This is a genomic window from Pseudomonas frederiksbergensis (assembly GCF_003732275.1).
GTDB lineage: Bacteria > Pseudomonadota > Gammaproteobacteria > Pseudomonadales > Pseudomonadaceae > Aquipseudomonas > Aquipseudomonas frederiksbergensis_H.
Window position 1 is genome coordinate 80,704 of the sequence record NZ_MOBM01000039.1, and the last position, 23,278, is coordinate 103,981.

Genomic DNA, 23,278 nt, shown 5'->3' on the forward strand with positions numbered 1-23,278 from the left:
ATCGGACCTGTGGGAGCGAGCCTGCTCGCGATGAGGGCATCACATCCAACATTGATACTGTCTTCTAGACCGCTATCGCGAGCAGGCTCGCTCCCACAGAGGTCCGTGTGGTTCAGCGGGACTTGGGTTTCTTTACGTCGAGACGGCGAAGATGGCAGGTCACTTCTTCCCGGTCGTGGTACAGCTGCTTGCAGCCGATCTCGACCCGAATGCCTCGCGCCTTGAACCCGTCGGCAATACGTTCCAGCAAGCGCTTCACTTCGGCATAACGCTGTTTCATCGGCAGTTTGAGGTTGACCACCGCTTCCCGGCAATGCCCCTCGCCAATCCATTCTTCCAGCATCGCCGCGTTGCGCGCCGGTTTCTCGACGATGTCGCAGACCATCCAGTCGACTGGTTGCTTGGGCTTGAAGGTGAAACCGTCAGCCATCAAATGCTGCACCAAACCGGTGTCCATCAGGCTTTCGGCCATCGGGCCGTTATCGATGGCGGTCACCAGCATGCCGCGGTTGACCAATTGCCAGGTCCAGCCGCCGGGTGCAGCGCCGAGGTCGACACCGGTCATGTCGCTGTGCAGGCGCTCGTCCCACTGGTCGCGGGGGATGAAATGGTGCCAGGCCTCTTCCAGCTTGAGGGTCGACCGGCTCGGCGCTTCACGGGGGAATTTCAGACGTGGAATGCCCATCGGCCACATCGCCGAATTGTTAGATTCCGCCAGGCCCATGAACACTTCGCGGCCGCTCTTGAAGGTCAGCAACAGCCGTGGCTTGTGGGCGTCTTCCACCAGTTTGCCGGCCGCCATCAGCGCCTTGCGCAGGTGGCCTTCGAATTTCTTGCAGAAGTTCGACAGCTCTTTGCCATCGTTGGTGTCGACCATTTCCAGCCACAGGCTGCCGCACAGCGGGAAGTCCGCCATGTGCGCAAGGATCACGCTGATGCGGTCGGTTTCCGGCAGATCGATGAAGATCCCGCGAGCCCACTGGCGCGGAAAGATCAGATCGGCGAAACGCTGACCACGCATCAGGCGCTCGGCGCCGTCTTCCTCGGTGCAGATAAATTCGGCGCAGGCGCTGGCGGTTTTGGCCTTGGCATAACCGGCCACGTTCAGCCGTGCGGCATGTTCGGAAATCTCGGAACAGACTTCGCTTTCGAAGCCCGGCCGGCAATGCATAAAGAGGGTGTTCATTCTTACTCCTGGGCAGTTGGCGAAGAATTCAGCCACTGCGCGATGCCCAGACTTGCGTTGAAGCAAAGCCTGTCACGAAAACCGGCGCATGATAGCCGAGATCGGAACCTTGGACTTGTCCTTAGGGTCCAGTAATTAGCCTTAAGCATCAAACAGGACTAGGTTTAAGCCTCAGTTCGTTCCCTCAGTCCGTAGCCGTGCGGATTTAAAGGAGTCATTTCAATGCCGTCCCTCGATAGCCTGAAAACCCTTAAAACCTTACAAGTCGACGACAAGACTTATCACTATTTCAGCCTTCCCGAAGCCGCCAAAAGCCTGGGCGACCTCGACAAGCTGCCGATGTCGTTGAAAGTGTTGCTGGAAAACCTGCTGCGCTGGGAGGACGAGAAAACCGTTACTGGCGCCGACCTCAAGGCGATTGCCGCCTGGCTCAAGGAGCGTCGCTCCGATCGCGAAATCCAGTACCGCCCGGCGCGGGTATTAATGCAGGATTTTACCGGCGTCCCCGCCGTGGTCGACCTGGCCGCCATGCGCGCCGCCATGGCCAAGGCCGGTGGCGACCCGCAGCGAATCAATCCGCTGTCGCCGGTGGACCTGGTGATCGACCACTCGGTGATGGTCGACAAGTACGCCAGTTCAAGCGCCTTCGAACAGAACGTCGACATCGAAATGCAGCGCAACCACGAGCGTTACGCCTTCCTGCGCTGGGGCCAGAGCGCCTTCGACAATTTCTGCGTGGTGCCGCCTGGCACCGGCATCTGCCACCAGGTCAACCTGGAGTATCTGGGCCGCACGGTCTGGACCAAGGACGAGGACGGTCGCACCTATGCCTTCCCCGACACCCTGGTGGGTACCGACTCCCACACCACCATGATCAACGGCCTCGGCGTGCTCGGCTGGGGTGTGGGCGGGATCGAAGCGGAAGCAGCGATGCTCGGCCAACCGGTGTCGATGCTGATTCCGGAAGTGATCGGCTTCAAACTCACCGGCAAGCTCAAGGAAGGCATCACCGCCACCGACCTGGTGCTGACCGTTACCCAAATGCTGCGCAAGAAAGGCGTGGTCGGCAAATTCGTCGAGTTCTACGGCGACGGCCTCGCCGATCTGCCGCTGGCCGACCGCGCGACCATCGCCAACATGGCCCCGGAATATGGCGCCACCTGCGGCTTCTTCCCGGTGGACGAGGTGACTCTGGAGTACTTGCGCCTGTCCGGCCGCACCCCGCAAACCGTGAAACTGGTGGAGGCCTACAGCAAGATCCAGGGCCTGTGGCGCCTGCCCGGCAAGGAACCAGTGTTCACCGACAGCCTGGCCCTGGACATGGGCAGCGTCGAGGCCAGCCTCGCCGGGCCGAAGCGCCCGCAGGACCGCGTCTCGTTGCCGAATGTCGCGCAAGCGTTCACTGACTTTCTCGGCCTGCAATTCAAACCCTCCAGCAAGGAAGAAGGTCGCCTCGAAAGTGAGGGTGGCGGTGGCGTCGCGGTGGGTAACGCCGATCTGGTCGGTGAAACGGACTACCATCACGAAGGCCGTACGTATCGGCTGAAAAACGGCGCGGTGGTGATTGCTGCAATCACGTCCTGCACCAACACCTCCAACCCCAGCGTGATGATGGCCGCGGGTCTGGTGGCGAAGAAAGCCATAGAGAAAGGCCTCAAACGTAAACCCTGGGTCAAGAGTTCACTGGCCCCCGGCTCGAAAGTGGTGACCGACTACTACAAGGCAGCCGGCTTGACTCAATACCTTGATGAACTCGGTTTTGCGTTAGTCGGTTATGGCTGCACCACTTGCATCGGCAACTCCGGACCGTTGCCGGAACCGATAGAAAAAGCCATCCAGAAAGCCGACCTGACGGTTGCCTCGGTGCTCTCGGGCAACCGCAACTTCGAAGGTCGCGTGCATCCGCTGGTGAAAACCAACTGGCTGGCCTCCCCGCCCCTGGTCGTCGCCTATGCATTGGCCGGCACGGTGCGCATCGACATCAGCAGCGAACCCTTGGGCAACGACAAGGACGGCCACCCGGTTTATCTGCGAGACATTTGGCCGAGCACTAAAGAAATCGCCGACGCGGTGACTCAGGTGAACACCGCGATGTTCCACAAGGAGTACGCCGAAGTATTTGCCGGCGACGAGCAGTGGCAGGCGATCGAAGTGCCACAGGCGGCGACGTATGTCTGGAACAACGATTCGACGTATATCCAGCATCCGCCATTCTTCGATGACATCGGCGGCCCTGCGCCGGTGGTCAAGGACATCGAAGGGGCGAAAGTCCTCGCGCTGCTCGGCGATTCGGTGACCACCGACCACATCTCCCCGGCCGGTAACATCAAGGCTGACAGCCCTGCCGGCCATTACCTGCGCGAGCAAGGGGTGGAACCGCGGGACTTCAACTCCTACGGCTCGCGTCGCGGTAATCATCAAGTGATGATGCGCGGCACCTTCGCCAACATCCGGATTCGCAATGAGATGCTCGGCGGCGAAGAAGGCGGCAACACGATTTATATTCCGACCGGGGAGAAACTGCCGATCTACGACGCGGCCATGCGTTACCAGGCGTCAGGTACGCCGTTGGTGGTGATCGCCGGGCAAGAATACGGTACCGGCTCGAGCCGCGACTGGGCGGCCAAGGGCACCAATCTGCTGGGGGTCAAAGCGGTCATCGCCGAAAGCTTCGAGCGGATTCACCGCTCCAATCTGGTGGGCATGGGCGTGTTGCCGTTGCAGTTCAAGCTGGATCAGAACCGCAAGAGCCTGAACCTCACCGGCAAGGAAACCCTGGACATCCTTGGCCTGACGGGCGTCGAACTGACTCCGCGCATGAACCTGTCACTGGTCATCACCCGCGAAGACGGCAGCAAGGAAAAGGTCGAGGTGTTGTGCCGGATCGATACCCTCAATGAGGTGGAGTACTTCAAGGCCGGCGGGATTTTGCATTATGTGTTGCGGCAATTGATTGCCTCGTAACAGCCTGCTGACAACGACACCGCCTTCGGGCGGTGTTTTTGTTTACGCGGTGGACGTCTCTATAATCGTGCGCCCATTAGTTTTGTGTCGATCACAGATCAACTGTGGGAGCCCTGTGGCGAGGGGGCTTGCCCCCGTTTGAGTGCGTAGCACTCACAAGATCTTTGGTACATCAGAGATTTTGGGACTGCTTCGCAGCCCAACGGGCGCAAGCCCCCTCGCCCACAGGGCTCCCACAGGGACTGAGGCAATCCGCAGAATCTCTGAAACAAGGACTTCAAATGATCGCTCTGCCATGGACTTATCTGGCACTTCTCTCCATTGGCTACGGCCTGGCTTTGATCTACGGCCATCTCGGCTGGCTCGCCGCTATCTCTTTCGCGTTGCTGCTGATCGCCGGTTTCGCCGTTCGCCAACAACACGTCCCCGTTGGCCGCCACCTCGGCCACGGCTTGTTCATCGTCCTGGCGGTGGCGCTGGCTATCCATTGGCTTCCCGGCTTCTACAATGGTCGCGCCATCAATCCCCAGCGTTTCACCGACGATGCAGTACCGTTTGCGATGTACCTGAATCAGGACAAACCGCTGATCGGCTTCTGGCTGTTGCTGGTTTGTCCATGGATTATCGGCCGACGCTCGTTGCGACTGTCCGTTTATGCCACCGCCCTCGCCCTGGCCATAAGCGCCGTGCTGGCCTTGGGTGGCGCGCTGTTGCTGGGCGTAATCAGTTGGGCACCGAAGTGGCCGGATCAAGCCTGGTTGTGGGTACTGAACAATCTGTTGCTGGTGACCCTGGTGGAAGAAGCGTTGTTTCGCGGCTACATCCAGGGCGGTCTGAGCCGACAGTTCAAACAGCTGCCTTATGGCGAAAATCTTGCCTTGTTGCTCGCATCAATGCTGTTCGGCCTCGTTCATCTGGGCGCTGGCTGGCAATGGGTGTTGCTGGCGGGCCTCGCGGGTGTCGGTTATGGCCTGGCCTATCGTTTTGGTGGGTTGGGCGCGGCCATCGCCACCCACTTTGGTTTGAATCTGCTGCATTTCGGGCTGTTCACTTATCCGATGCTCGCCGGCTGACGCAATGGTCGTTTTGCGACGCGTCACTGATTTTTGAAAAAAACATTTCAATAAATACCTGACGATGCCGATACGCCTTCAAAGCCTTGCGGATTGAAAAAAGCCATGCGTAACAACCAGCCCATTACACAACGCGAACGGACCTTCCCGGCTCAGCAACGGTTGATTTCCACCACCGATGCCAAGGGCGTGATCACCTACTGCAACGACGCTTTCGTCGAAATCAGCGGGTTTTCTCGTGAGGAATTGATCCGTGCGCCGCATAACCTGGTCCGTCACCCCGACGTCCCGGCGGCGGTGTTCGCGCACATGTGGGACACACTGAAACAAGGCTTGCCATGGATGGGCATTGTCAAGAATCGCTGCAAGACCGGTGACCACTACTGGGTTAACGCCTATGTCACACCGGTGTTCGACGGCAATCAGGTGATCGGTTACGAGTCGGTGCGGGTCAAACCCACCGCCGAACAGATCCGCCGTGCCGAAGCGCTCTACCAACGCATCAACCAAGGCAAGTCAGCCGTTCCTCAAACGGATAAGTGGCTACCGGTGCTTCAAGACTGGCTGCCGTTCATTCTGGTCAGCCAGTTGAGCTTCATGGTCGGCGCTTCGCTCAACTCTCAATGGGGCTTCGCCCTCGCGGCCGGCCTCTCGGTGCCGTTGGGCTTGATGGGTTTGAGCTGGCAACAGCGCGGGATCAAGCGTTTGCTGCGCCTGGCCGAACAGACCACGTCCGACCCGTTGATCGCGCAGATGTACACCGACAGCCGCGGTGCCCAGGCACGCCTGGAGATGTCGATCCTCAGTCAGGAAGCACGCCTGAAAACCTGCTTGACCCGTTTGCAGGACACCGCCGAACACCTGACCGAACAAGCGAAACAGTCCGACACCCTGGCCCACAACAGCTCCACCGGCCTGGAACGTCAACGCATCGAAACCGAGCAAGTGGCGACCGCTGTGAATCAGATGGCTGCCACCACTCAGGAAGTCGCCAGCCACGTGCAGCGCACCGCCGACGCCACTCAGGAAGCCAATCGCCTGACCGGGCGCGGTCGTGACATCGCCGGGGAAACCCGCGAAGCCATTCAGCGCCTGTCGGTGGTGGTCGGTGAAACCGGCCTGACGGTCACGCAACTGGCCAAGGACAGCGACGAAATCGGCGGCGTGGTCGATGTGATCAAAGGCATCGCCGACCAGACCAACCTGCTGGCCTTGAACGCCGCGATTGAAGCGGCTCGCGCCGGTGAGATGGGTCGTGGCTTTGCGGTGGTGGCCGACGAAGTGCGCCAACTGGCGCAACGCACCAGCGAATCCACCGGGCAGATCCACGCCCTGATTGCCAAGCTGCAACAAACCGCCAGCACCGCGGTGCAAACCATGGAGACTGGCCATCGCCAGGCCGAAGAAGGTGTGGCGCGGGTCTTGGAAGCGGACCAGGCACTGGTGGGCATCAGCGAAGCGGTGGCCAATATCACCGACATGACCACCCAGATCGCTGCCGCCACCGAAGAGCAAAGTGCAGTGGCCGAAGAAATCAGCCGCAACATCAGCAACATCTCGCAACTGGCTGACCAGACCTCGGAACAGGCACAGCACTCGGCGCTGTTGAGTGAAGAACTGACCAAGACCGCGAACACCCAGTATTCGTTGGTGGAGCGGTTTAACCGCTGACAACAACGTCAAAAGATCGCAGGCTGCGCCAGCTCCTACATTTGAACGGCGTACACCCTGTAGGAGCTGCCGAAGGCTGCGATCTTTTGATCTTGTTTCTCACAGAAATCCAGCAACCTTCTTCGCTGTCGCGTCCAGATGCTGCTCATGGGTAAACCCCGAAGCCTTCAACGGCTTCAAATCATGGTCCCCTGCCGCCAGCCAGAACACCTCGATACCCGGGGCCAATGTGTAAGCCTCCACGGCTTCACGATTACCCAACGCATCCCTCTCCCCCTGCACGATCAACGTCCGGGTCTTCAGCGCCGCCAGATGCTCGACCCGCGGTTTCTCCGGTTTGCCCACCGCATAAAACGGATAACCCAGGCACACCAGCGCATCCGCGCCCAACTCATCGACCAACAAACTCGCCATCCGCCCGCCCATGGACTTGCCGCCAATGGCCAGGCGCCCAGCGACATGGCGTCGCACCACGGCATACACCTCACGCCAGCATTCCTGCAGTTTGGGTGCCGGGTTCGGAGGACGCTTACCGCCATCGATACGCCGCTGTGCCATGTAGGGAAACTCGAAACGCAACACGTTGACCCCATGCGCAGCAAGGCGCGCAGCCATGTCGCTCATCCAGCCGCTGTCCATCGGCGCACCGGCGCCGTGAGCGAGAATCAGCGTTGCCGAGGCCGGCGCTGTGGCGGCATTCCACAACCATCCATGATCCCGGACACACTGCGCCCATTGATCCCCGTCAATACTGGCCTTGTGCTCTTTGTCCATGCTTGCCTCGCTTTTAGTCTGCCTATAACTCCAGGCGAAGGGAGCGTTGCCTTGCGCAAACGTTCTCACTTCGGCTGAACCGTGGATGGGGAACCATGAACACTTCTATCAGTACCGCCTACAACTACAAGGTGGTCCGCCAATTCGCCATTATGACGGTGGTGTGGGGCATCGTCGGCATGGGGCTCGGGGTTTTTCTCGCCGCCCAATTGGTCTGGCCTGAACTCAACTTCAACCTGCCGTGGACCAGCTTCGGCCGTCTGCGCCCGCTGCACACTAACGCGGTGATCTTCGCTTTCGGTGGTTGCGCCCTGTTCGCCAGTTCGTTCTACTCGGTACAACGCACCTGCCAGACCCGCCTGTTCGCACCGAAGATCGCCGCGTTCTGCTTCTGGGGCTGGCAGCTTGTGATTCTCTTGGCGGCCATCAGCCTGCCACTGGGTTACACCAGTTCCAAGGAATACGCCGAGCTGGAATGGCCGATCGACATCCTGATCACCATCGTCTGGGTGGCCTATGCCGTCGTGTTCTTCGGCACGATCATGCAGCGCAAGACCAAACACATCTATGTCGGCAACTGGTTCTTCGGTGGATTCATCATCACCGTGGCGATCCTGCACATCGTCAACAACCTTGAGTTGCCGGTGAGTTTCACCAAGTCCTACTCGGTGTACGCCGGTGCGACCGATGCCATGGTGCAGTGGTGGTATGGACACAACGCCGTAGGCTTTTTCCTCACCGCCGGTTTCCTCGGGATGATGTACTACTTCGTGCCGAAACAGGCCGAGCGCCCGGTGTATTCCTATCGTTTGTCGATCGTGCATTTCTGGGCGCTGATCACTCTGTACATCTGGGCCGGCCCGCACCACTTGCACTACACCGCGCTGCCGGACTGGGCGCAGTCGCTGGGCATGGTGATGTCGCTGATCCTGTTGGCGCCGAGCTGGGGCGGGATGATCAACGGCATGATGACGCTCTCGGGCGCCTGGCATAAGTTGCGCAGCGACCCGATCCTGCGCTTCCTCGTGGTGTCGCTGGCCTTCTACGGCATGTCGACCTTCGAAGGGCCGATGATGGCGATCAAGACAGTGAACGCCCTCTCCCACTACACCGACTGGACCATTGGCCACGTGCATGCCGGTGCGCTCGGCTGGGTGGCGATGATTTCCATCGGTGCGCTCTACCACATGATTCCGAAAGTCTTCGGCCGCACGCAGATGCACAGCATCGGCCTGATCAACGCGCACTTCTGGCTGGCGACCATCGGCACCGTGCTGTACATCGCGTCGATGTGGGTCAACGGCATCGCCCAGGGTCTGATGTGGCGCGCTGTCAACGAGGACGGCACGCTGACCTATTCCTTCGTCGAAACCCTGGTGGCCAGCCACCCAGGCTTCGTCGTGCGACTGGTAGGCGGTGCGATCTTCTTCAGCGGCATGTTGCTGATGGCTTACAACACCTGGCGCACCGTGTGGGCCTCGCAGCCTGCCGAAGCCGCCGCTGCCGCGCAGATCGCCTGAGGAGTCCGCCATGAAACACGAAACAATCGAAAAAAACGTCGGCCTGCTGATGTTGCTGATGGTGCTGGCCGTGAGCATCGGCGGCCTGACCCAGATCGTCCCGCTGTTCTTTCAGGACGTGACCAATAAACCGGTGGAAGGCATGAAGCCCTACACCGCGCTGCAACTGGAAGGTCGCGACATTTACATCCGCGAAGGCTGCGTCGGTTGCCATTCGCAAATGATCCGCCCGTTCCGCGCCGAGACCGAGCGCTATGGCCACTACTCGGTGGCAGGGGAAAGTGTCTGGGATCACCCGTTCCTCTGGGGCTCGAAACGAACCGGACCGGACCTGGCGCGCGTCGGCGGTCGTTACTCCGAAGACTGGCACCGCGCGCACTTGTACAACCCGCGCAACGTGGTGCCGGAATCGAAGATGCCGGCCTACCCATGGTTGGTGGCCAATCAGGTCGATAGCAGCCACACCGAAACCAAGATCCGCGCCATGCGCACCCTCGGCGTGCCGTACACCGACGAAGACATCGCAGGCTCAGTCGCCTCGCTCCAGGGCAAGACCGAAATGGACGCGCTGGTCGCCTACCTGCAAGTGCTCGGCACTGCCATCAAGAGCAAGAGGTGAGCCATGTCCATGCCCTTTGAAATAGTAAGCGAAATGAGCAGTGGAATGATCCGCGGCCTGGGCACGGTCGTGGTGTTCGTGGCCTTCGTCGGCCTGACCCTGTGGGTGTTCAACAGCAAGCGCAACCCGGAATTCGCCGAAGCGCGCCTGCTGCCGTTCGCCGACGAGCCGCAATCCGAAAACAGCACCCAACAAGAATCCGCCACGAGGAGCACCCGGCCATGACCACCTTCTGGAGTACGTGGATCTGCGTACTGACCATCGGCAGCCTGATCGGCCTGACTTGGTTGCTGATCGGTACGCGCCGAGGGGAAACCAAGGGCAGCACCGACCAGACCATGGGCCACAGCTTCGACGGCATCGAGGAGTACGACAACCCGCTGCCGCAGTGGTGGTTCATGCTGTTCGCCGGCACGTTGGTGTTTGCCGTCGGCTATCTGGTGCTTTACCCGGGCCTGGGCAACTGGAAAGGCATATTGCCCGGTTATGAGGACGGCTGGACCGGCGTCCACGAATGGGAAAAGGAGATGAACAAGGCTGACGCGAAGTTCGGGCCGATCTTCGCCAAATTTGCGGCCATGCCCGTCGAAGAAGTGGCCAAGGACCCGCAAGCGCTGAAAATGGGCGGTCGCCTGTTTGCGTCCAATTGCTCGGTGTGCCACGGCTCGGATGCCAAGGGCGCGTTTGGTTTCCCGAACCTGGCCGACAGCAACTGGCGCTGGGGCGGCGATGCCGACATGATCAAAACGACCATCATGAGTGGTCGCATGGCCGCGATGCCGGCCTGGGGTGAAATCCTCGGCGACGCCGGCGTGAAAAACGTCGCCGCTTATGTGCGTCATGAACTGGCCGGCCTGCCCTTGCCTGCCGACAACACAGCTGATCTGCACGCTGGACAGCAAGCGTTCAGCACCACCTGCGTAGCCTGTCATGGGGCAAACGGCCAGGGCACTGAAGCCATGGGGGCGCCGAATCTGACGCAACCGGCCGGATTTATCTACGGTACAAGCCTGGCGCAACTGCAACAAACCATCCGTCATGGTCGCCAGGGCCATATGCCGGCGCAGAACGAACTGCTCGGCAACGACAAGGTGCAATTGCTGGCCGCTTACGTGTACAGCCTGTCTCAAGGCCTGAATACCGAGCGTTTACAGGCTGAAGGCAAAAGAGAATAAATCCCGACCGCTCTGCTGCCGCATTCACCCGGATGCGGCAGTTCCCTGCCCCTTTGCGACGCATTGTCGCACCCTCCCTTGGTCTTCCTTTCGGTTCGCCGGATTCGGGTCTAAGCTTCCCTGCGATACGGACTGGTCAGCGCCGGTTCCAGGTCGACCCAACCCGATGTGTTCGACGAATCTGCTCGATGACAGGCCGCAAAGGCTGGTAGATACCGGCTGCCGTGCCAATTGCCATCCATCGCCCGATCGTTGTGTTTGAACACACCCCGTTACATCCGACCTGACCCCCTCACCATTTTCATCCGTTGCGACATTTGTCCGAGGGCAATTTTGTCCTTACGCGGCGCATGGAAAGGCCGCAGAATCAGCTTTTGAAAGCATTGACCCACGTCATGGCGCGTTGCAATGACCCCCCGCTTTCTCCATACTTGCGGCCGATTTTTACTCCTAATAAAACACCCAAACCGTGGAACCTTAGAATGAGCACAGCAATCAGTCCGACTGCTTATAACTATAAGGTAGTCCGCCAGTTCGCCATCATGACGGTGGTCTGGGGGATCCTTGGCATGGGGCTTGGTGTCTTCATCGCCTCACAGCTCGTATGGCCGGAATTGAACTTCGGTCTGCCGTGGACGACTTTTGGACGCTTACGCCCGTTGCACACCAACCTGGTGATTTTCGCCTTCGGTGGTTGTGCACTGTTTGCCACTTCCTATTACGTCGTGCAGCGAACCTGCCAAACGCGACTGATTTCCGACAGCCTCGCGGCCTTCACCTTCTGGGGTTGGCAAGCGGTGATCGTCGGCGCGATCGTGACCTTGCCGCTGGGTTACACCACCACCAAGGAATACGCGGAACTGGAATGGCCCCTGGCTATTCTGCTGGCCATCGTCTGGGTTACTTACGGTCTGGTGTTCTTCGGCACAATTACCAAGCGCAAGACCAAGCACATCTATGTCGGTAACTGGTTCTACGGTGCCTTCATCGTCGTGACGGCGATGTTGCACATCGTCAACCACGCCTCCCTGCCGGTCAGTTTCTTCAAGTCCTACTCGGCCTACGCCGGTGCGACTGACGCGATGATCCAGTGGTGGTACGGCCACAACGCCGTAGGCTTCTTCCTGACCACCGGCTTCCTGGGGATGATGTACTACTTCGTTCCGAAGCAGGCCGAGCGTCCGATCTACTCCTATCGTCTGTCGATCGTGCACTTCTGGGCGCTGATCACCCTGTACATCTGGGCCGGTCCGCACCACCTGCACTACACCGCACTGCCGGACTGGGCTCAATCCCTGGGCATGGCAATGTCGATCATCCTGCTGGCACCAAGCTGGGGCGGCATGATCAACGGCATGATGACCCTGTCGGGCGCCTGGCATAAGCTGCGCACCGACCCGATCCTGCGTTTCCTCGTGGTATCGCTGGCGTTCTACGGCATGTCGACCTTCGAAGGCCCGATGATGGCCATCAAGACCGTGAACTCGCTGTCGCACTACACCGACTGGACCATCGGCCACGTACACGCCGGCGCTTTGGGCTGGGTAGCAATGATCTCGATCGGCGCCATCTACCACATGATCCCGAAACTGTTCGGTCGTGCGCAGATGCACAGCATCGGCCTGATCAACACGCACTTCTGGCTCGCGACCATCGGTACCGTGCTGTACATCGCGTCGATGTGGGTCAACGGCATCACCCAGGGCCTGATGTGGCGTGCAATCAACGACGACGGCACCCTCACCTACTCGTTCGTTGAAGCGCTGCAAGCCAGCCACCCTGGCTTTATCGTTCGCGCCCTGGGCGGTGCGTTCTTTGCCAGCGGCATGCTGTTCATGGCTTACAACGTATGGCGTACCGTACGTGCCTCGAACCCGGCTGAAGCCAAAGCTGCTGAACAGATTGCTGTAGTTGGAGCTCACTGATGAAGCATGAAGCAGTCGAGAAGAATATTGGCCTGCTGGCCTTCTTCATGGTTATCGCCGTCAGCATCGGCGGCCTGACTCAAATCGTTCCGCTGTTTTTCCAGGACGTCACCAACAAGCCGGTCGAGGGCATGAAGCCGCGCACCGCCCTTGAACTGGAAGGCCGCGACGTGTACATCGCCAACGGTTGTGTCGGCTGCCACTCGCAGATGATCCGCCCGTTCCGTGCTGAAACCGAACGTTACGGCCACTACTCGGTCGCCGGTGAAAGCGTTTGGGACCACCCGTTCCTGTGGGGTTCCAAGCGTACCGGTCCGGACCTGGCCCGTGTCGGCGGTCGTTACTCCGATGACTGGCATCGTGCGCACTTGTACAACCCGCGCAACGTAGTGCCCGAATCGAAAATGCCGGCCTACCCGTTCCTCGTGGAAAACAAGCTCGACGGCAAAGACACCGCCAAGAAAATGGAAGTCTTGCGCACGCTCGGCGTTCCTTACACCGACGAAGACATCGCCGGTGCCAAGGATGCTGTGAAGGGCAAAACCGAAATGGACGCGCTGGTGGCCTATCTGCAAGGCCTGGGCACCATCATCAAAAGCAAACGGTGATTTAGATGGATATCGGGATGATTCGTGGCCTGGGCACCGTTGTTGTGATGGTGGCCTTCATCGGTCTGGCGCTATGGGTGTTCAGCCCCAAGCGCAAGTCGGAGTTTGAAGACGCGACCTTGCTGCCTTTCGCGGATGATCCCGAAGCCATCAAGCACGTCGAGCAAGCTTCTAGGAGTAACAAAGAATGACTACGTTCTGGAGTCTGTACGTCACAGTCCTCAGTCTCGGCACCATCTTCGCCCTGACCTGGCTGCTGCTGTCCACCCGTAAGGGCCAGCGCAGCGAATCCACCGATGAAACGGTCGGCCACTCCTTCGACGGAATCGAGGAGTATGACAACCCGCTGCCCAAATGGTGGTTCATGCTGTTCGTGGGCACCATCATCTTCGCCCTCGGCTATCTGGTGCTGTACCCGGGCCTGGGTAACTGGAAAGGCCTGCTGCCGGGTTACAACTACCTCGATAACGACAAGCAGACCGCGTTCGCCAACGGCCAGACCGGCTGGACCGGCGTTCACGAGTGGGAAAAGGAAATGCTCAGGTCGGACGCCAAGTTCGGCCCGATCTTCGCCAAGTTTGCTTCCATGCCGATCGAAGAAGTCGCCAAAGACCCGCAAGCCCTGAAGATGGGTGGCCGCCTGTTCGCCTCCAACTGCTCGGTCTGCCACGGTTCCGACGCCAAAGGCGCCTACGGCTTCCCTAACCTGACCGACGCCGACTGGCGCTGGGGCGGCGAGGCAGAAACCATCAAGACCACCATCATGGGCGGTCGCCACGCCGTGATGCCGGCCTGGGCTGCAGTGATCGGCGAGCAAGGCGTTGCGGACGTTGCCGCGTTCGTGGTGACCAACCTTGATGGCCGCAAGCTGCCGGAAGGCACCAAGGCCGATCCGGTTGCCGGCCAGAAACTGTTCGCCGCCAACTGCGTGGCGTGCCACGGTCCGGAAGGCAAAGGCACTCCAGCGATGGGCGCACCTAACCTGACCCACCCCGCGGCGTTCATCTACGGTTCGAGCTTCGCTCAACTGCAGCAGACCATCCGTTATGGCCGTCAGGGCCAGATGCCTGCGCAAGAACAGCTGCAAGGCAACGACAAGGTTCACCTGCTGGCCGCTTACGTCTACAGCCTTTCTCATGGTGAGAAAGCCCCGGCGGAAGACGCCCAGTAAGATCCACGCCTGAGCGATGCATATAGGCCCCGCCAATGAAAGTTGACGGGGCCTTTTTATTCCCCCTCGGCTTAAGCGGTGGCTGTGCAGATGACGCGAGGCGCGGGTGGGTTCCTGTTATTTACGCACTCGCGCTTCGGCGGCTATTCGACGAGTGGACCAGTTGTTGCTTTTGACGACGCTGACCTCAAGACTCTGCCTGTCCTCGATAAAACTGGCGATCAGATACGTTTGTTGCGAAGACGATCCACTCAGGAAAACCGGCACCTCGCCAAAAAGCTCTTCCCCACGGCCATACCATCCAACGCCCCAATGGTCATGACCACCGAACACCGCGGTAACCTTGTAGGTGTTGATCATCTCCCTGAAGCGCTTGATCTGGGCCGCGTTACCGGCCCAGTCATAGACCTTGTGCATGTTCAAGATAATGATCTTATCGTTCGCCCGGGCCTGAGCCAGGTCTTTCTCCAGCCAGTCAAGCGCATGAGTGATTTCGTAGTGGGTCGATTTAAGAATTCCCGAGCTGAAGGTGACGGTATAAGTTGGCTCGTTGTGCAACTGAACCAAATGCACATCACCAAAGGTTTTTGAATAGGCGAGGCTGCCGTAATAGGTCTTGCCTAGCCCCGATGCTCGGGCAGCCAAGTCCATCGAATCAACGCTCCCCCAATAACGGTTTTTTAAATCATCCACACTCCCAGCCGCACAGTTATTGAGAAAACAATCATCTACGTTATTGGCGTAATCATGATTACCCAGGCCGTAGTCATACGCGCCCTCCAGCTTGTCCTCGAACATGGCACGCATGAACGAACGTTCGCCACCATGCCCGAACGACGTGATGTCTCCGTTGATCATGACGGGTACGCGAGCCGCGCCGCCATTGAGCTTGCGAAAACTGGCCATACTGGAATATTGCGCGTCAATCAGCTCAGCCGAACGCTTTTCGACATTCGGATCACGGATATCGGCATCGGTCAGATCACTCCACGGATATTGCGAATCAGAGGCGAAGATCAAGTGGCCGGGCAACTCTTCAACGGCCCATGCCGGAAACCCGGTCAATATTAAAAATAGTCCCAACCATCGCGGGGAACTAAAGGTTAAGTTCATGGAAATCCTTTTCATGACAAGATAGTTATTTAAATACACATGCGTTATATGCTGCGCCTCCAAACTTATGGCAATACGAACGACAAGACAATTAGTGTGGCCTTTGGGATTACCAACAGATATGTCGATCTCCAATTTTCCACCGTAACCGGCCAAGGCCAGCGCCATGAAGCAGCTATAGTCAATTGATCTGGGTCACGACTTGTTACATCCGCTACACCATCCGCCCCCGTCACCCAACGCGACCAAAGGTCGCACCCTTGCCCCAGAGCTACAGGCGTATCATTGCGCCACTGCAACACCTCTTTTTGACCGCGGTCGGCACGTACTGACCGAGGCATTTTTCCACTGCCGTGGGATGCAATGATGAGCAATCAGATTCCGGTACACGACGTCACTCCGCCTGCCAAGAACGCAAACAACAGCGTCGACCTCTACGCTTCTCGAGAAAAGATCTACACCCGCGCCTTCACCGGCCTGTTCCGCAACCTGCGGATGATCGGCGGCGCCGGGCTGTTTCTGCTGTATTTCGGCACGGTGTGGCTGAACTGGGGCGGTCATCAGGCCGTCTGGTGGAACCTGCCGGAGCGTAAATTCTTCATTTTTGGCGCGACCTTCTGGCCTCAGGATTTCATCCTGCTCTCGGGCATCTTGATCGTCAGCGCCTTCGGCCTGTTTTTCATCACCGTGTATGCCGGTCGGGTCTGGTGCGGCTACACCTGCCCGCAAAGCGTCTGGACCTGGATCTTCATGTGGTGCGAAAAAGTCACCGAAGGCGACCGCAACCAGCGTATCAAGCTCGACAAGGCGTCGATGAGCGCCAACAAATTTCTGCGTAAATTCAGCAAGCACACGATGTGGCTGCTGATCGGTTTCGTGACCGGCATGACCTTTGTCGGTTATTTCTCGCCGATTCGCGAACTGGTGCTCGATTTCTTCACCGGCCAGGCCGATGGCTGGTCGTATTTCTGGGTCGGCTTCTTCACCCTCGCCACCTACGGCAACGCCGGCTGGTTGCGCGAGCAGGTGTGCATTTACATGTGCCCGTACGCACGCTTCCAGAGCGTGATGTTCGACAAGGACACGCTGATCGTCTCCTACGACCCGCGCCGTGGCGAAAGCCGTGGCCCGCGCAAGAAAGGCATCGACTACAAGGCTCAGGGCCTGGGCGATTGCATCGACTGCACCATGTGCGTCCAGGTTTGCCCCACCGGTATCGACATCCGCGACGGCCTGCAAGTCGAATGCATCGGCTGCGCGGCGTGCATCGACGCCTGCGACAGCATCATGGACAAGATGGATTACCCGCGCGGCCTGATCAGCTACACCACCGAGCACAACCTGTCGGGGCAAAAAACCCATAAACTGCGTCCGCGCCTGATCGGCTATGCCACGGTGCTGCTGGCGATGATCGCGTTGCTGATGACCGCGTTCTTCATGCGTTCGCTGGTCGGTTTCGACGTCAGCAAAGACCGCGTGTTGTACCGCGAGAACGCCGAAGGCCGGATCGAAAACGTCTACAGCTTGAAGATCATGAACAAGGACCAGCGCGACCACACGTACGTGCTGGAAGCCACCGGCCTGCCGGACCTCAAGCTGCAAGGCAAGCGCGAGATCAAAGTCGCCGCCGGGGAGATTTTCAGCCAGCCGGTCGAACTGTCCAGCGCACCGGAACAACTGCCGTCGAGCACCAACGAGGTGAAATTCATCCTCAAGGATGCCGATGACGCCAACGTCCACGTTGAAGCCAAGAGCCGATTCATCGGCCCACAAATTCGTTGAGAGAAGTGATCATGCCCGCTGCAACTGCCGCAAGTCCCTGGTACAAGCACCTTTGGCCGTGGATCATCATCGCCATCCTGGCCTGCTCGGTGACCTTGACCTTGTCGATGGTGACCATCGCGGTGAACAACCCGGACAACCTGGTCAACGACAATTATTACGAGGCCGGCAAGGGCATCAACCGTTCGTTGGACCGCGAACTGCTGGCCCAGACCCTGCAGCTGCGTGCCAGTGTGCATCTGGATGACGTGACCGGCGAAGTCGACCTGCGCCTGAGCGGCAACAGCCAGCCGAAAACCCTTGAGCTGAACCTGATTTCGCCAACCCAGCCGGAGAAAGATCGCAAGATCACCCTGGCCCGCAGCGAAACCGAACAAGGCCGCTACATCGGCCAGTTGAGCGACAAGATTGAAGGTCGTCGCTTTGTCGAATTGCTGGGCGTGCAGGATGACAAAATCTGGCGCATGTTCGAAGAAGAACAGGTCAGCCATGCCAAGGATCTGCTGCTCGGTGATGAGCCGCTGCAGGGTGCGGAAGACCTGAAAAAATAGTACTTGCGAAGGCGATCAAATGTGGCGAGGGAGCTTGCTCCCGCTGGGGCGCGAAGCGGCCCTGAAACCTGCAAACCGGTCCTTTCAGGCAGAGCGAGTTCTCAGTATTGCGACTGCTTCGCAGCCGAGCGGGAGCAAGCTCCCTCGCCACAATGGTTTTCATGGCAACAAACATGACCAGTCCAACCCCCTGCTACCACTGCGCCCTGCCCGTCCCGGCCGGCAGCCGCTTCACGGCCGCCGTCCTCGGGGATACCCGCGAGTTCTGCTGCCCGGGTTGCCAGGCAGTGGCCGAGGCAATCGTGGCCGGTGGGCTGGAAAGCTATTACCAGCATCGCAGCGAAGCCTCGGCCAACCCCGAAGCCTTGCCGGTGCAGTTGGTGGATGAGCTGGCGCTGTACGACCGCGCCGATGTGCAACAACCCTTTGTCCGCCACGAAGGCGAACTCGCCGAAACCACGCTGTTGATGGAAGGCATCAGTTGCGCCGCCTGCGGCTGGTTGATCGAGAAACACCTGCGCGCCCTGCCAGCGGTGGCCGAAGCACGCCTGAACCTATCCAACCATCGCCTTCACGTGCGCTGGGCCGACGCGCAATTGCCATTGAGCCAGGTGCTCAGCGAATTGCGCCACATCGGATACGCCGCCCACCCCTATCAGGCCGACCGCGCCAGTGAACAACTGGCCAGCGAAAACCGCCTGGCCCTGCGCCAACTCGGTGTGGCCGGACTGCTGTGGTTCCAGGCGATGATGGCAACCATGGCCACCTGGCCGGAATTCAACATCGACCTCAGCCCCGAGCTGCATACCATCCTGCGCTGGGTTGCGCTGTTTCTGACCACCCCGATCGTGTTTTACAGCTGCGCACCGTTCTTCAAGGGCGCGATGCGCGATCTGCGCACCCGTCACCTGACCATGGACGTCTCTGTGTCGCTGGCGATCGGCAGTGCCTATATCGCCGGGATCTGGACCTCGATCACCGGGGTCGGCGAGCTGTATTTCGATGCGGTGGGGATGTTCGCGCTGTTCTTGCTGGCCGGGCGTTATCTGGAACGTCGCGCCCGGGAACGCACCGCCGCCGCGACCGCACAGCTGGTCAATCTGTTGCCCGCCTCCTGCCTGCGGCTGAGTGCCGACGGCCAGAGTGAGCGGATTCTGCTCAGTGAATTGCGCGTCGGTGATCAGGTGCTGGTGCATCCCGGCGCGATTCTGCCGGCCGACGGCAAGATCCTCGACGGTCAGTCGAGCATCGACGAATCCCTGCTGACCGGCGAATACCTGCCACAACCACGGACTCCGGGCGATGCCGTCACCGCCGGTACCTTGAACGTCGAAGGTGCGCTGACCGTGGAAGTCCTGGCGCTGGGTCAGGACACACGACTGTCGGCCATCGTCCGCCTGTTGGATCGCGCCCAGGCCGAAAAGCCGCGACTGGCGGAAATCGCCGACCGCGCCGCCCAATGGTTTTTGCTGTTGTCACTTATCGCGGTGGCCGCCATTGGCCTGCTGTGGTGGGAGCTGGATTCTTCGCGAGCCTTCTGGATCGTCCTGGCAATGCTGGTTGCGACGTGCCCGTGCGCCTTGTCGCTGGCCACACCAACCGCCCTCACCGCCGCCACCGGCACGCTGCACAAGCTCGGTCTTTTGTTGACGCGCGGCCATGTGCTGGAAGGCCTGAACCAGATCGACACGGTGATTTTCGACAAGACCGGCACCCTCACCGAAGGCCGCCTGGCCTTGCGCTCGATCCGGCCGCTTGGGGCCCTGACCAGCGATCAATGCCTGAGCCTCGCCGCGGCCCTTGAAAACCGCTCCGAACACCCGATTGCCCGGGCTTTTGGCCGCGCACCGCTGGCTGCCGAAGAAGTTCACAGCACGCCGGGCCTGGGCCTTGAGGGGTTGGTCGGCGCCCAACGCCTGCGCATTGGCCAGCCGGGGTTTGTCTGCGAACTCGGCGGCGCTCAAACGCCAGTAATGCCCGATGAGCCCGGCCAATGGCTGCTGCTCGGCGACAGCCAAGGGCCGCTGGCGTGGTTCGTACTCGACGACCGTTTGCGCGCCGACGCGCCCGCCCTGCTGGCCGCGTGCAAGGCTCGCGGCTGGCGCACGCTGCTGCTGTCCGGCGACAGCTCGCCGATGGTCGCCAGCGTCGCTGCCGAACTGGGCATCGACGAGGCCCGCGGCGGTTTGCGTCCGGACGATAAATTGCAGGTGCTGCAACAGCTGCACAAGGAAGGCCGCAAGGTGTTGATGCTCGGTGACGGGGTCAACGATGTGCCAGTGCTGGCCGCCGCCGACATCAGCGTGGCAATGGGTTCGGCCACCGATCTGGCGAAAACCAGTGCCGACGCGGTGCTGCTGTCAAACCGCCTCGACGCGCTGGTGCAAGCCTTCAGCCTGGCCCGTCGCACCCGTCGGGTCATCATTGAGAACTTGCTGTGGGCAGCGCTGTACAATGGCCTCATGTTGCCGTTCGCCGCCCTCGGCTGGATCACTCCGGTATGGGCTGCGGTCGGCATGTCGATCAGTTCGTTGACCGTGGTGCTCAATGCCCTGCGCCTGACTCGCCTGCCAAGCGCGCCGGCTACCAGCACCACGCCAGAAACCCGCCCGCTGCCGGCCTGAGCCGCGCGAGCATGGAGTCCAGATGCCAGCCCTTTACGTGATGATCCCGGCCGCGCTGCTGATCGTGGCCATCGCTATCTACATCTTCTTCTGGGCGGTCGACAGCGGTCAGTACGACGACCTCGACGGCCCGGCCCACAGCATCCTGTTCGACGATCAGGACCCGAACCACAAGGCGGCGGTCGACGAGGCCAGCGGCCATCCGGCCAAACCGGACGACAAGGCGCCGCCCCATGTTTGAGTTGGCGCCCCTGCTGGTGTCTGCAGTGATCCTGGGCCTGCTCGGTGGCGGGCATTGCCTGGGCATGTGCGGCGGCTTGATGGGCGCGCTGACCCTGGCGATTCCCAAGGAACAACGCAGCCGACGCTTTCGATTGTTGCTGGCCTACAACCTGGGGCGAATTCTCAGCTACGCCGCGGCCGGCCTGCTGATCGGCCTGGCCGGCTGGGCCGTGGCCAATAGCCCGGCGGCGATGTTCATGCGCATCCTCGCCGGACTGCTACTGATTGTCATGGGCCTGTACCTGGCCGGTTGGTGGAGCGGCCTGACCCGTATCGAAAGCCTCGGCCGTGGCCTGTGGCGGCACATCCAGCCGGTGGCCAACAAACTATTGCCCGTGTCGAACCTGCCCCGCGCCCTGCTGCTGGGCGCACTGTGGGGCTGGCTGCCGTGCGGGCTGGTTTACAGCACATTGCTGTGGTCGGCGAGCCAGGGCAACGCGCTGGACAGTGCGTTGCTGATGCTGGCATTCGGGCTGGGCACCTGGCCGGTGCTGCTCGCCACAGGGCTGGCGGCCGAGCGCGTCACGGCGTTGTTGCGCAAACGCAGCGTCCGCATGACCGGTGGCTTGCTGGTGATGGTGTTCGGCATCTGGACCTTGCCGGGGCCGCATCAACATTGGCTCATGGGGCATTAAAACAAAGATCAAAAATCGCAGCCTTCGGCGGCGCCAACAGGCGCGTAGGAGCTGCCGAAGGCTGCGATCTTTTGATCTTGACCTCCTTTGATGCAAATCAAGATGCCCATACGTCGCACCTCCTAGACTCGCCCACACTGCAAGCCTATCCGGGGGAATGCCCGCATGCTCGACGCCATTCGTTGGGACACAGATCTGATCCGCCGTTATGACCTGGCGGGACCGCGCTACACCTCGTACCCGACCGCCGTGCAATTCGACAGCCAGGTCGGCACCTTCGACCTGTTTCATGCCCTGCGCAACAGCCGTAAAGCCCTTCGGTCGCTGTCGCTGTATGTGCATGTGCCGTTCTGCGCGAACATTTGCTACTACTGCGCCTGCAACAAAGTCATCACCAAGGACCGCGGCCGCGCCCTGCCCTATTTGCAGCGTCTGGAACAGGAGATCCAGCTGATTGCCTGTCATCTCGACCCCTCGCAGAAAGTCGAGCAGCTGCATTTCGGCGGCGGCACACCGACCTTTCTCAGCCATGACGAACTGCGCCAGTTGATGGCTCAGCTGCGCAAGCACTTCAATTTGCTGGACGACGATTCCGGCGACTACGGCATCGAGATCGACCCTCGCGAGGCTGATTGGTCGACCATGGGTCTGCTCCGGGAACTGGGCTTCAACCGGGTCAGCATTGGCGTTCAAGACCTCGATCCGGCGGTACAACGGGCGGTCAATCGCCTGCAAAGCCTGGAAGAAACCCGTGCGGTGATCGATGCCGCCCGAACCCTGCAATTTCGCTCGATCAACATCGATCTGATCTACGGCCTGCCGAAGCAGACGCCCGAAAACTTCGCCCGCACCGTCGACGAAGTCATCAGCCTGCAACCGGACCGGCTCTCGGTGTTCAACTACGCCCATCTGCCGGAACGCTTCATGCCGCAACGGCGGATCAACAGCGACGAACTGCCGACCCCGGCGCAAAAACTGGAAATGCTCCAGGGAACCATCGAGCAGCTGACCAAGGCCGGTTATCAATACATCGGCATGGACCACTTCGCGCTGCCCGACGATGAACTGGCGATTGCTCAGGAAGAATCGACCCTGCAACGTAACTTCCAGGGCTATACCACCCACGGTCATTGCGATTTGATCGGTCTGGGGGTATCGGCGATCAGCCAGATCGGCGATTTGTACTGCCAGAACAGCAGTGATCTGAACCAGTACCAGAATGCGTTGGCCAGCGCACAGCTGGCCACCAGCCGTGGTCTGCTGTGCAACGCCGATGATCGCCTGCGACGTGCGGTCATCCAACAACTGATCTGCACTTTCGGCCTGGAATTCGCCCAGATCGAACAAGCCTTCAACATCGACTTTCGGGGTTACTTCGGCGAACTCTGGCCACAGTTGCAGGGAATGGCCGAAGACGGACTGATCGAACTTGATAATGAACGGATCACCGTACTGCCTGCCGGACGATTGCTGGTGCGTTCGGTGTGCATGGTGTTCGACGCGTACCTGGAACAGCAAAATCGCCAGCGGTTTTCACGGGTTATCTAGCCATCAGCTCACTGGCCGGTCCGCGAAACGCTGATTTTACGACCCTGCGACAAAATC

The 23,278-nt window shown here is 60.0% G+C and carries 20 protein-coding genes; 17 read left to right on the forward strand and 3 right to left on the reverse strand.

Features of this window, described 5'->3' with window-relative positions; genetic code table 11:
• Positions 1-112 precede the first annotated feature (112 nt).
• Entirely contained in the window at positions 113-1,186 is a 1,074-nt protein-coding gene (rlmM, locus tag BK662_RS26325; protein ID WP_008072978.1) for a 23S rRNA (cytidine(2498)-2'-O)-methyltransferase RlmM, read from the reverse strand.
• Positions 1,187-1,408: 222 nt separating this feature from the next.
• Here rlmM and acnA point away from each other — a divergent pair, with 222 nt between their 5' ends.
• The 3 genes from acnA (at position 1,409) to BK662_RS26340 (ending at position 6,894) form a co-directional block, all read left to right on the forward strand.
• On the forward strand, positions 1,409-4,150 hold the full coding sequence (acnA, locus tag BK662_RS26330; protein ID WP_123360001.1) for an aconitate hydratase AcnA: 2,742 nt from the start codon (positions 1,409-1,411) through the stop codon (positions 4,148-4,150).
• A gap of 281 nt (positions 4,151-4,431) precedes the next feature.
• Positions 4,432-5,223, forward strand: a complete 792-nt coding sequence (locus tag BK662_RS26335) for a CPBP family intramembrane glutamic endopeptidase (RefSeq protein WP_123360002.1) — start codon at positions 4,432-4,434, stop codon at positions 5,221-5,223.
• Between the two features lie 105 nt (positions 5,224-5,328).
• A complete protein-coding gene (locus BK662_RS26340) occupies positions 5,329-6,894 on the forward strand; it encodes a methyl-accepting chemotaxis protein Aer (protein WP_123360003.1) in 1,566 nt (521 codons plus the stop codon).
• A 99-nt stretch (positions 6,895-6,993) separates the two neighbouring features.
• On the opposite strand, the gene BK662_RS26345 is transcribed toward BK662_RS26340, so the two are convergent.
• Positions 6,994-7,668: an alpha/beta family hydrolase gene (locus BK662_RS26345; protein ID WP_123360004.1), complete on the reverse strand. Its 675-nt coding sequence runs from the start codon at positions 7,666-7,668 to the stop codon at positions 6,994-6,996.
• Between the two features lie 95 nt (positions 7,669-7,763).
• On the opposite strand from BK662_RS26345, the gene ccoN (BK662_RS26350) reads away from it, so the two are divergent.
• From ccoN (BK662_RS26350) to ccoP (BK662_RS26385), 8 genes are all read left to right on the forward strand, one after another.
• On the forward strand, positions 7,764-9,188 hold the full coding sequence (ccoN, locus tag BK662_RS26350) for a cytochrome-c oxidase, cbb3-type subunit I (RefSeq protein WP_123360005.1): 1,425 nt from the start codon (positions 7,764-7,766) through the stop codon (positions 9,186-9,188).
• Between the two features lie 10 nt (positions 9,189-9,198).
• Entirely contained in the window at positions 9,199-9,807 is a 609-nt protein-coding gene (gene ccoO, locus BK662_RS26355) for a cytochrome-c oxidase, cbb3-type subunit II (RefSeq protein WP_123360006.1), read from the forward strand.
• A 21-nt stretch (positions 9,808-9,828) separates the two neighbouring features.
• Entirely contained in the window at positions 9,829-10,032 is a 204-nt protein-coding gene (locus BK662_RS26360; RefSeq protein ID WP_123360719.1) for a cbb3-type cytochrome oxidase subunit 3, read from the forward strand.
• Entirely contained in the window at positions 10,029-10,982 is a 954-nt protein-coding gene (gene ccoP, locus BK662_RS26365) for a cytochrome-c oxidase, cbb3-type subunit III (RefSeq protein WP_123360007.1), read from the forward strand. The genes BK662_RS26360 and ccoP (BK662_RS26365) overlap by 4 nt, the downstream gene beginning before the upstream one ends.
• 482 nt (positions 10,983-11,464) lie before the next feature.
• On the forward strand, positions 11,465-12,907 hold the full coding sequence (gene ccoN, locus BK662_RS26370; protein WP_123360008.1) for a cytochrome-c oxidase, cbb3-type subunit I: 1,443 nt from the start codon (positions 11,465-11,467) through the stop codon (positions 12,905-12,907).
• Positions 12,907-13,515 carry a cytochrome-c oxidase, cbb3-type subunit II gene (gene ccoO / locus BK662_RS26375; RefSeq protein ID WP_123360009.1) on the forward strand — a complete coding sequence of 203 codons (609 nt, stop codon included), beginning with the start codon at positions 12,907-12,909 and terminating at the stop codon, positions 13,513-13,515. The genes ccoN (BK662_RS26370) and ccoO (BK662_RS26375) overlap by 1 nt, the downstream gene beginning before the upstream one ends.
• A 5-nt stretch (positions 13,516-13,520) precedes the next feature.
• Complete coding sequence (locus BK662_RS26380) at positions 13,521-13,706, forward strand: CcoQ/FixQ family Cbb3-type cytochrome c oxidase assembly chaperone (protein WP_003175465.1); 186 nt, start codon at positions 13,521-13,523, stop codon at positions 13,704-13,706.
• Positions 13,703-14,686 carry a cytochrome-c oxidase, cbb3-type subunit III gene (gene ccoP / locus BK662_RS26385; protein ID WP_123360010.1) on the forward strand — a complete coding sequence of 328 codons (984 nt, stop codon included), beginning with the start codon at positions 13,703-13,705 and terminating at the stop codon, positions 14,684-14,686. The genes BK662_RS26380 and ccoP (BK662_RS26385) overlap by 4 nt, the downstream gene beginning before the upstream one ends.
• Before the next feature lie 117 nt (positions 14,687-14,803).
• Here ccoP (BK662_RS26385) and BK662_RS26390 read toward each other — a convergent pair whose 3' ends face one another.
• Positions 14,804-15,799, reverse strand: coding sequence for a metallophosphoesterase family protein (locus BK662_RS26390; RefSeq protein ID WP_123360011.1), 996 nt, complete (start codon positions 15,797-15,799; stop codon positions 14,804-14,806).
• A 366-nt stretch (positions 15,800-16,165) separates the two neighbouring features.
• Here BK662_RS26390 and ccoG point away from each other — a divergent pair, with 366 nt between their 5' ends.
• The 6 genes from ccoG (at position 16,166) to hemN (ending at position 23,221) form a co-directional block, all read left to right on the forward strand.
• Entirely contained in the window at positions 16,166-17,581 is a 1,416-nt protein-coding gene (gene ccoG / locus BK662_RS26395; protein ID WP_123360012.1) for a cytochrome c oxidase accessory protein CcoG, read from the forward strand.
• An 11-nt stretch (positions 17,582-17,592) separates the two neighbouring features.
• Positions 17,593-18,132, forward strand: a complete 540-nt coding sequence (locus BK662_RS26400) for a FixH family protein (RefSeq protein WP_123360013.1) — start codon at positions 17,593-17,595, stop codon at positions 18,130-18,132.
• 173 nt (positions 18,133-18,305) lie between these two features.
• The gene (locus BK662_RS26410) at positions 18,306-20,756 is read left to right on the forward strand and encodes a heavy metal translocating P-type ATPase (protein WP_123360014.1); all 2,451 of its coding nucleotides are present in this window, start codon (positions 18,306-18,308) and stop codon (positions 20,754-20,756) included.
• 22 nt (positions 20,757-20,778) lie between these two features.
• Positions 20,779-20,997 carry a cbb3-type cytochrome oxidase assembly protein CcoS gene (gene ccoS, locus BK662_RS26415; protein ID WP_123360015.1) on the forward strand — a complete coding sequence of 73 codons (219 nt, stop codon included), beginning with the start codon at positions 20,779-20,781 and terminating at the stop codon, positions 20,995-20,997.
• Positions 20,990-21,673, forward strand: coding sequence for a sulfite exporter TauE/SafE family protein (locus BK662_RS26420; RefSeq protein ID WP_123360016.1), 684 nt, complete (start codon positions 20,990-20,992; stop codon positions 21,671-21,673). Before ccoS ends, BK662_RS26420 begins: the two co-directional genes overlap by 8 nt.
• A gap of 165 nt (positions 21,674-21,838) precedes the next feature.
• On the forward strand, positions 21,839-23,221 hold the full coding sequence (hemN, locus tag BK662_RS26425; RefSeq protein WP_123360017.1) for an oxygen-independent coproporphyrinogen III oxidase: 1,383 nt from the start codon (positions 21,839-21,841) through the stop codon (positions 23,219-23,221).
• Positions 23,222-23,278 lie beyond the last annotated feature (57 nt).

Excerpts from the sequence above, each read along its gene's own strand:
- BK662_RS26400 (WP_123360013.1), top strand. The coding sequence starts at position 17,593 with ATGCCCGCTGCAACTGCCGCAAGTCCCTGGTACAAGCACCTTTGGCCG.
- BK662_RS26345 (WP_123360004.1), bottom strand. The coding sequence starts at position 7,668 with ATGGACAAAGAGCACAAGGCCAGTATTGACGGGGATCAATGGGCGCAG.
- ccoS (WP_123360015.1), top strand. The coding sequence starts at position 20,779 with ATGCCAGCCCTTTACGTGATGATCCCGGCCGCGCTGCTGATCGTGGCC.
- BK662_RS26420 (WP_123360016.1), top strand. The coding sequence starts at position 20,990 with ATGTTTGAGTTGGCGCCCCTGCTGGTGTCTGCAGTGATCCTGGGCCTG.
- hemN (WP_123360017.1), top strand. The coding sequence starts at position 21,839 with ATGCTCGACGCCATTCGTTGGGACACAGATCTGATCCGCCGTTATGAC.
- rlmM (WP_008072978.1), bottom strand. The coding sequence starts at position 1,186 with ATGAACACCCTCTTTATGCATTGCCGGCCGGGCTTCGAAAGCGAAGTC.
- BK662_RS26340 (WP_123360003.1), top strand. The coding sequence starts at position 5,329 with ATGCGTAACAACCAGCCCATTACACAACGCGAACGGACCTTCCCGGCT.
- ccoO (WP_123360006.1), top strand. The coding sequence starts at position 9,199 with ATGAAACACGAAACAATCGAAAAAAACGTCGGCCTGCTGATGTTGCTG.
- BK662_RS26390 (WP_123360011.1), bottom strand. The coding sequence starts at position 15,799 with ATGAACTTAACCTTTAGTTCCCCGCGATGGTTGGGACTATTTTTAATA.
- ccoO (WP_123360009.1), top strand. The coding sequence starts at position 12,907 with ATGAAGCATGAAGCAGTCGAGAAGAATATTGGCCTGCTGGCCTTCTTC.
- BK662_RS26335 (WP_123360002.1), top strand. The coding sequence starts at position 4,432 with ATGATCGCTCTGCCATGGACTTATCTGGCACTTCTCTCCATTGGCTAC.
- ccoN (WP_123360008.1), top strand. The coding sequence starts at position 11,465 with ATGAGCACAGCAATCAGTCCGACTGCTTATAACTATAAGGTAGTCCGC.
- BK662_RS26380 (WP_003175465.1), top strand. The coding sequence starts at position 13,521 with ATGGATATCGGGATGATTCGTGGCCTGGGCACCGTTGTTGTGATGGTG.
- ccoG (WP_123360012.1), top strand. The coding sequence starts at position 16,166 with ATGAGCAATCAGATTCCGGTACACGACGTCACTCCGCCTGCCAAGAAC.
- BK662_RS26410 (WP_123360014.1), top strand. The coding sequence starts at position 18,306 with ATGACCAGTCCAACCCCCTGCTACCACTGCGCCCTGCCCGTCCCGGCC.
- acnA (WP_123360001.1), top strand. The coding sequence starts at position 1,409 with ATGCCGTCCCTCGATAGCCTGAAAACCCTTAAAACCTTACAAGTCGAC.
- ccoP (WP_123360010.1), top strand. The coding sequence starts at position 13,703 with ATGACTACGTTCTGGAGTCTGTACGTCACAGTCCTCAGTCTCGGCACC.
- ccoP (WP_123360007.1), top strand. The coding sequence starts at position 10,029 with ATGACCACCTTCTGGAGTACGTGGATCTGCGTACTGACCATCGGCAGC.
- ccoN (WP_123360005.1), top strand. The coding sequence starts at position 7,764 with ATGAACACTTCTATCAGTACCGCCTACAACTACAAGGTGGTCCGCCAA.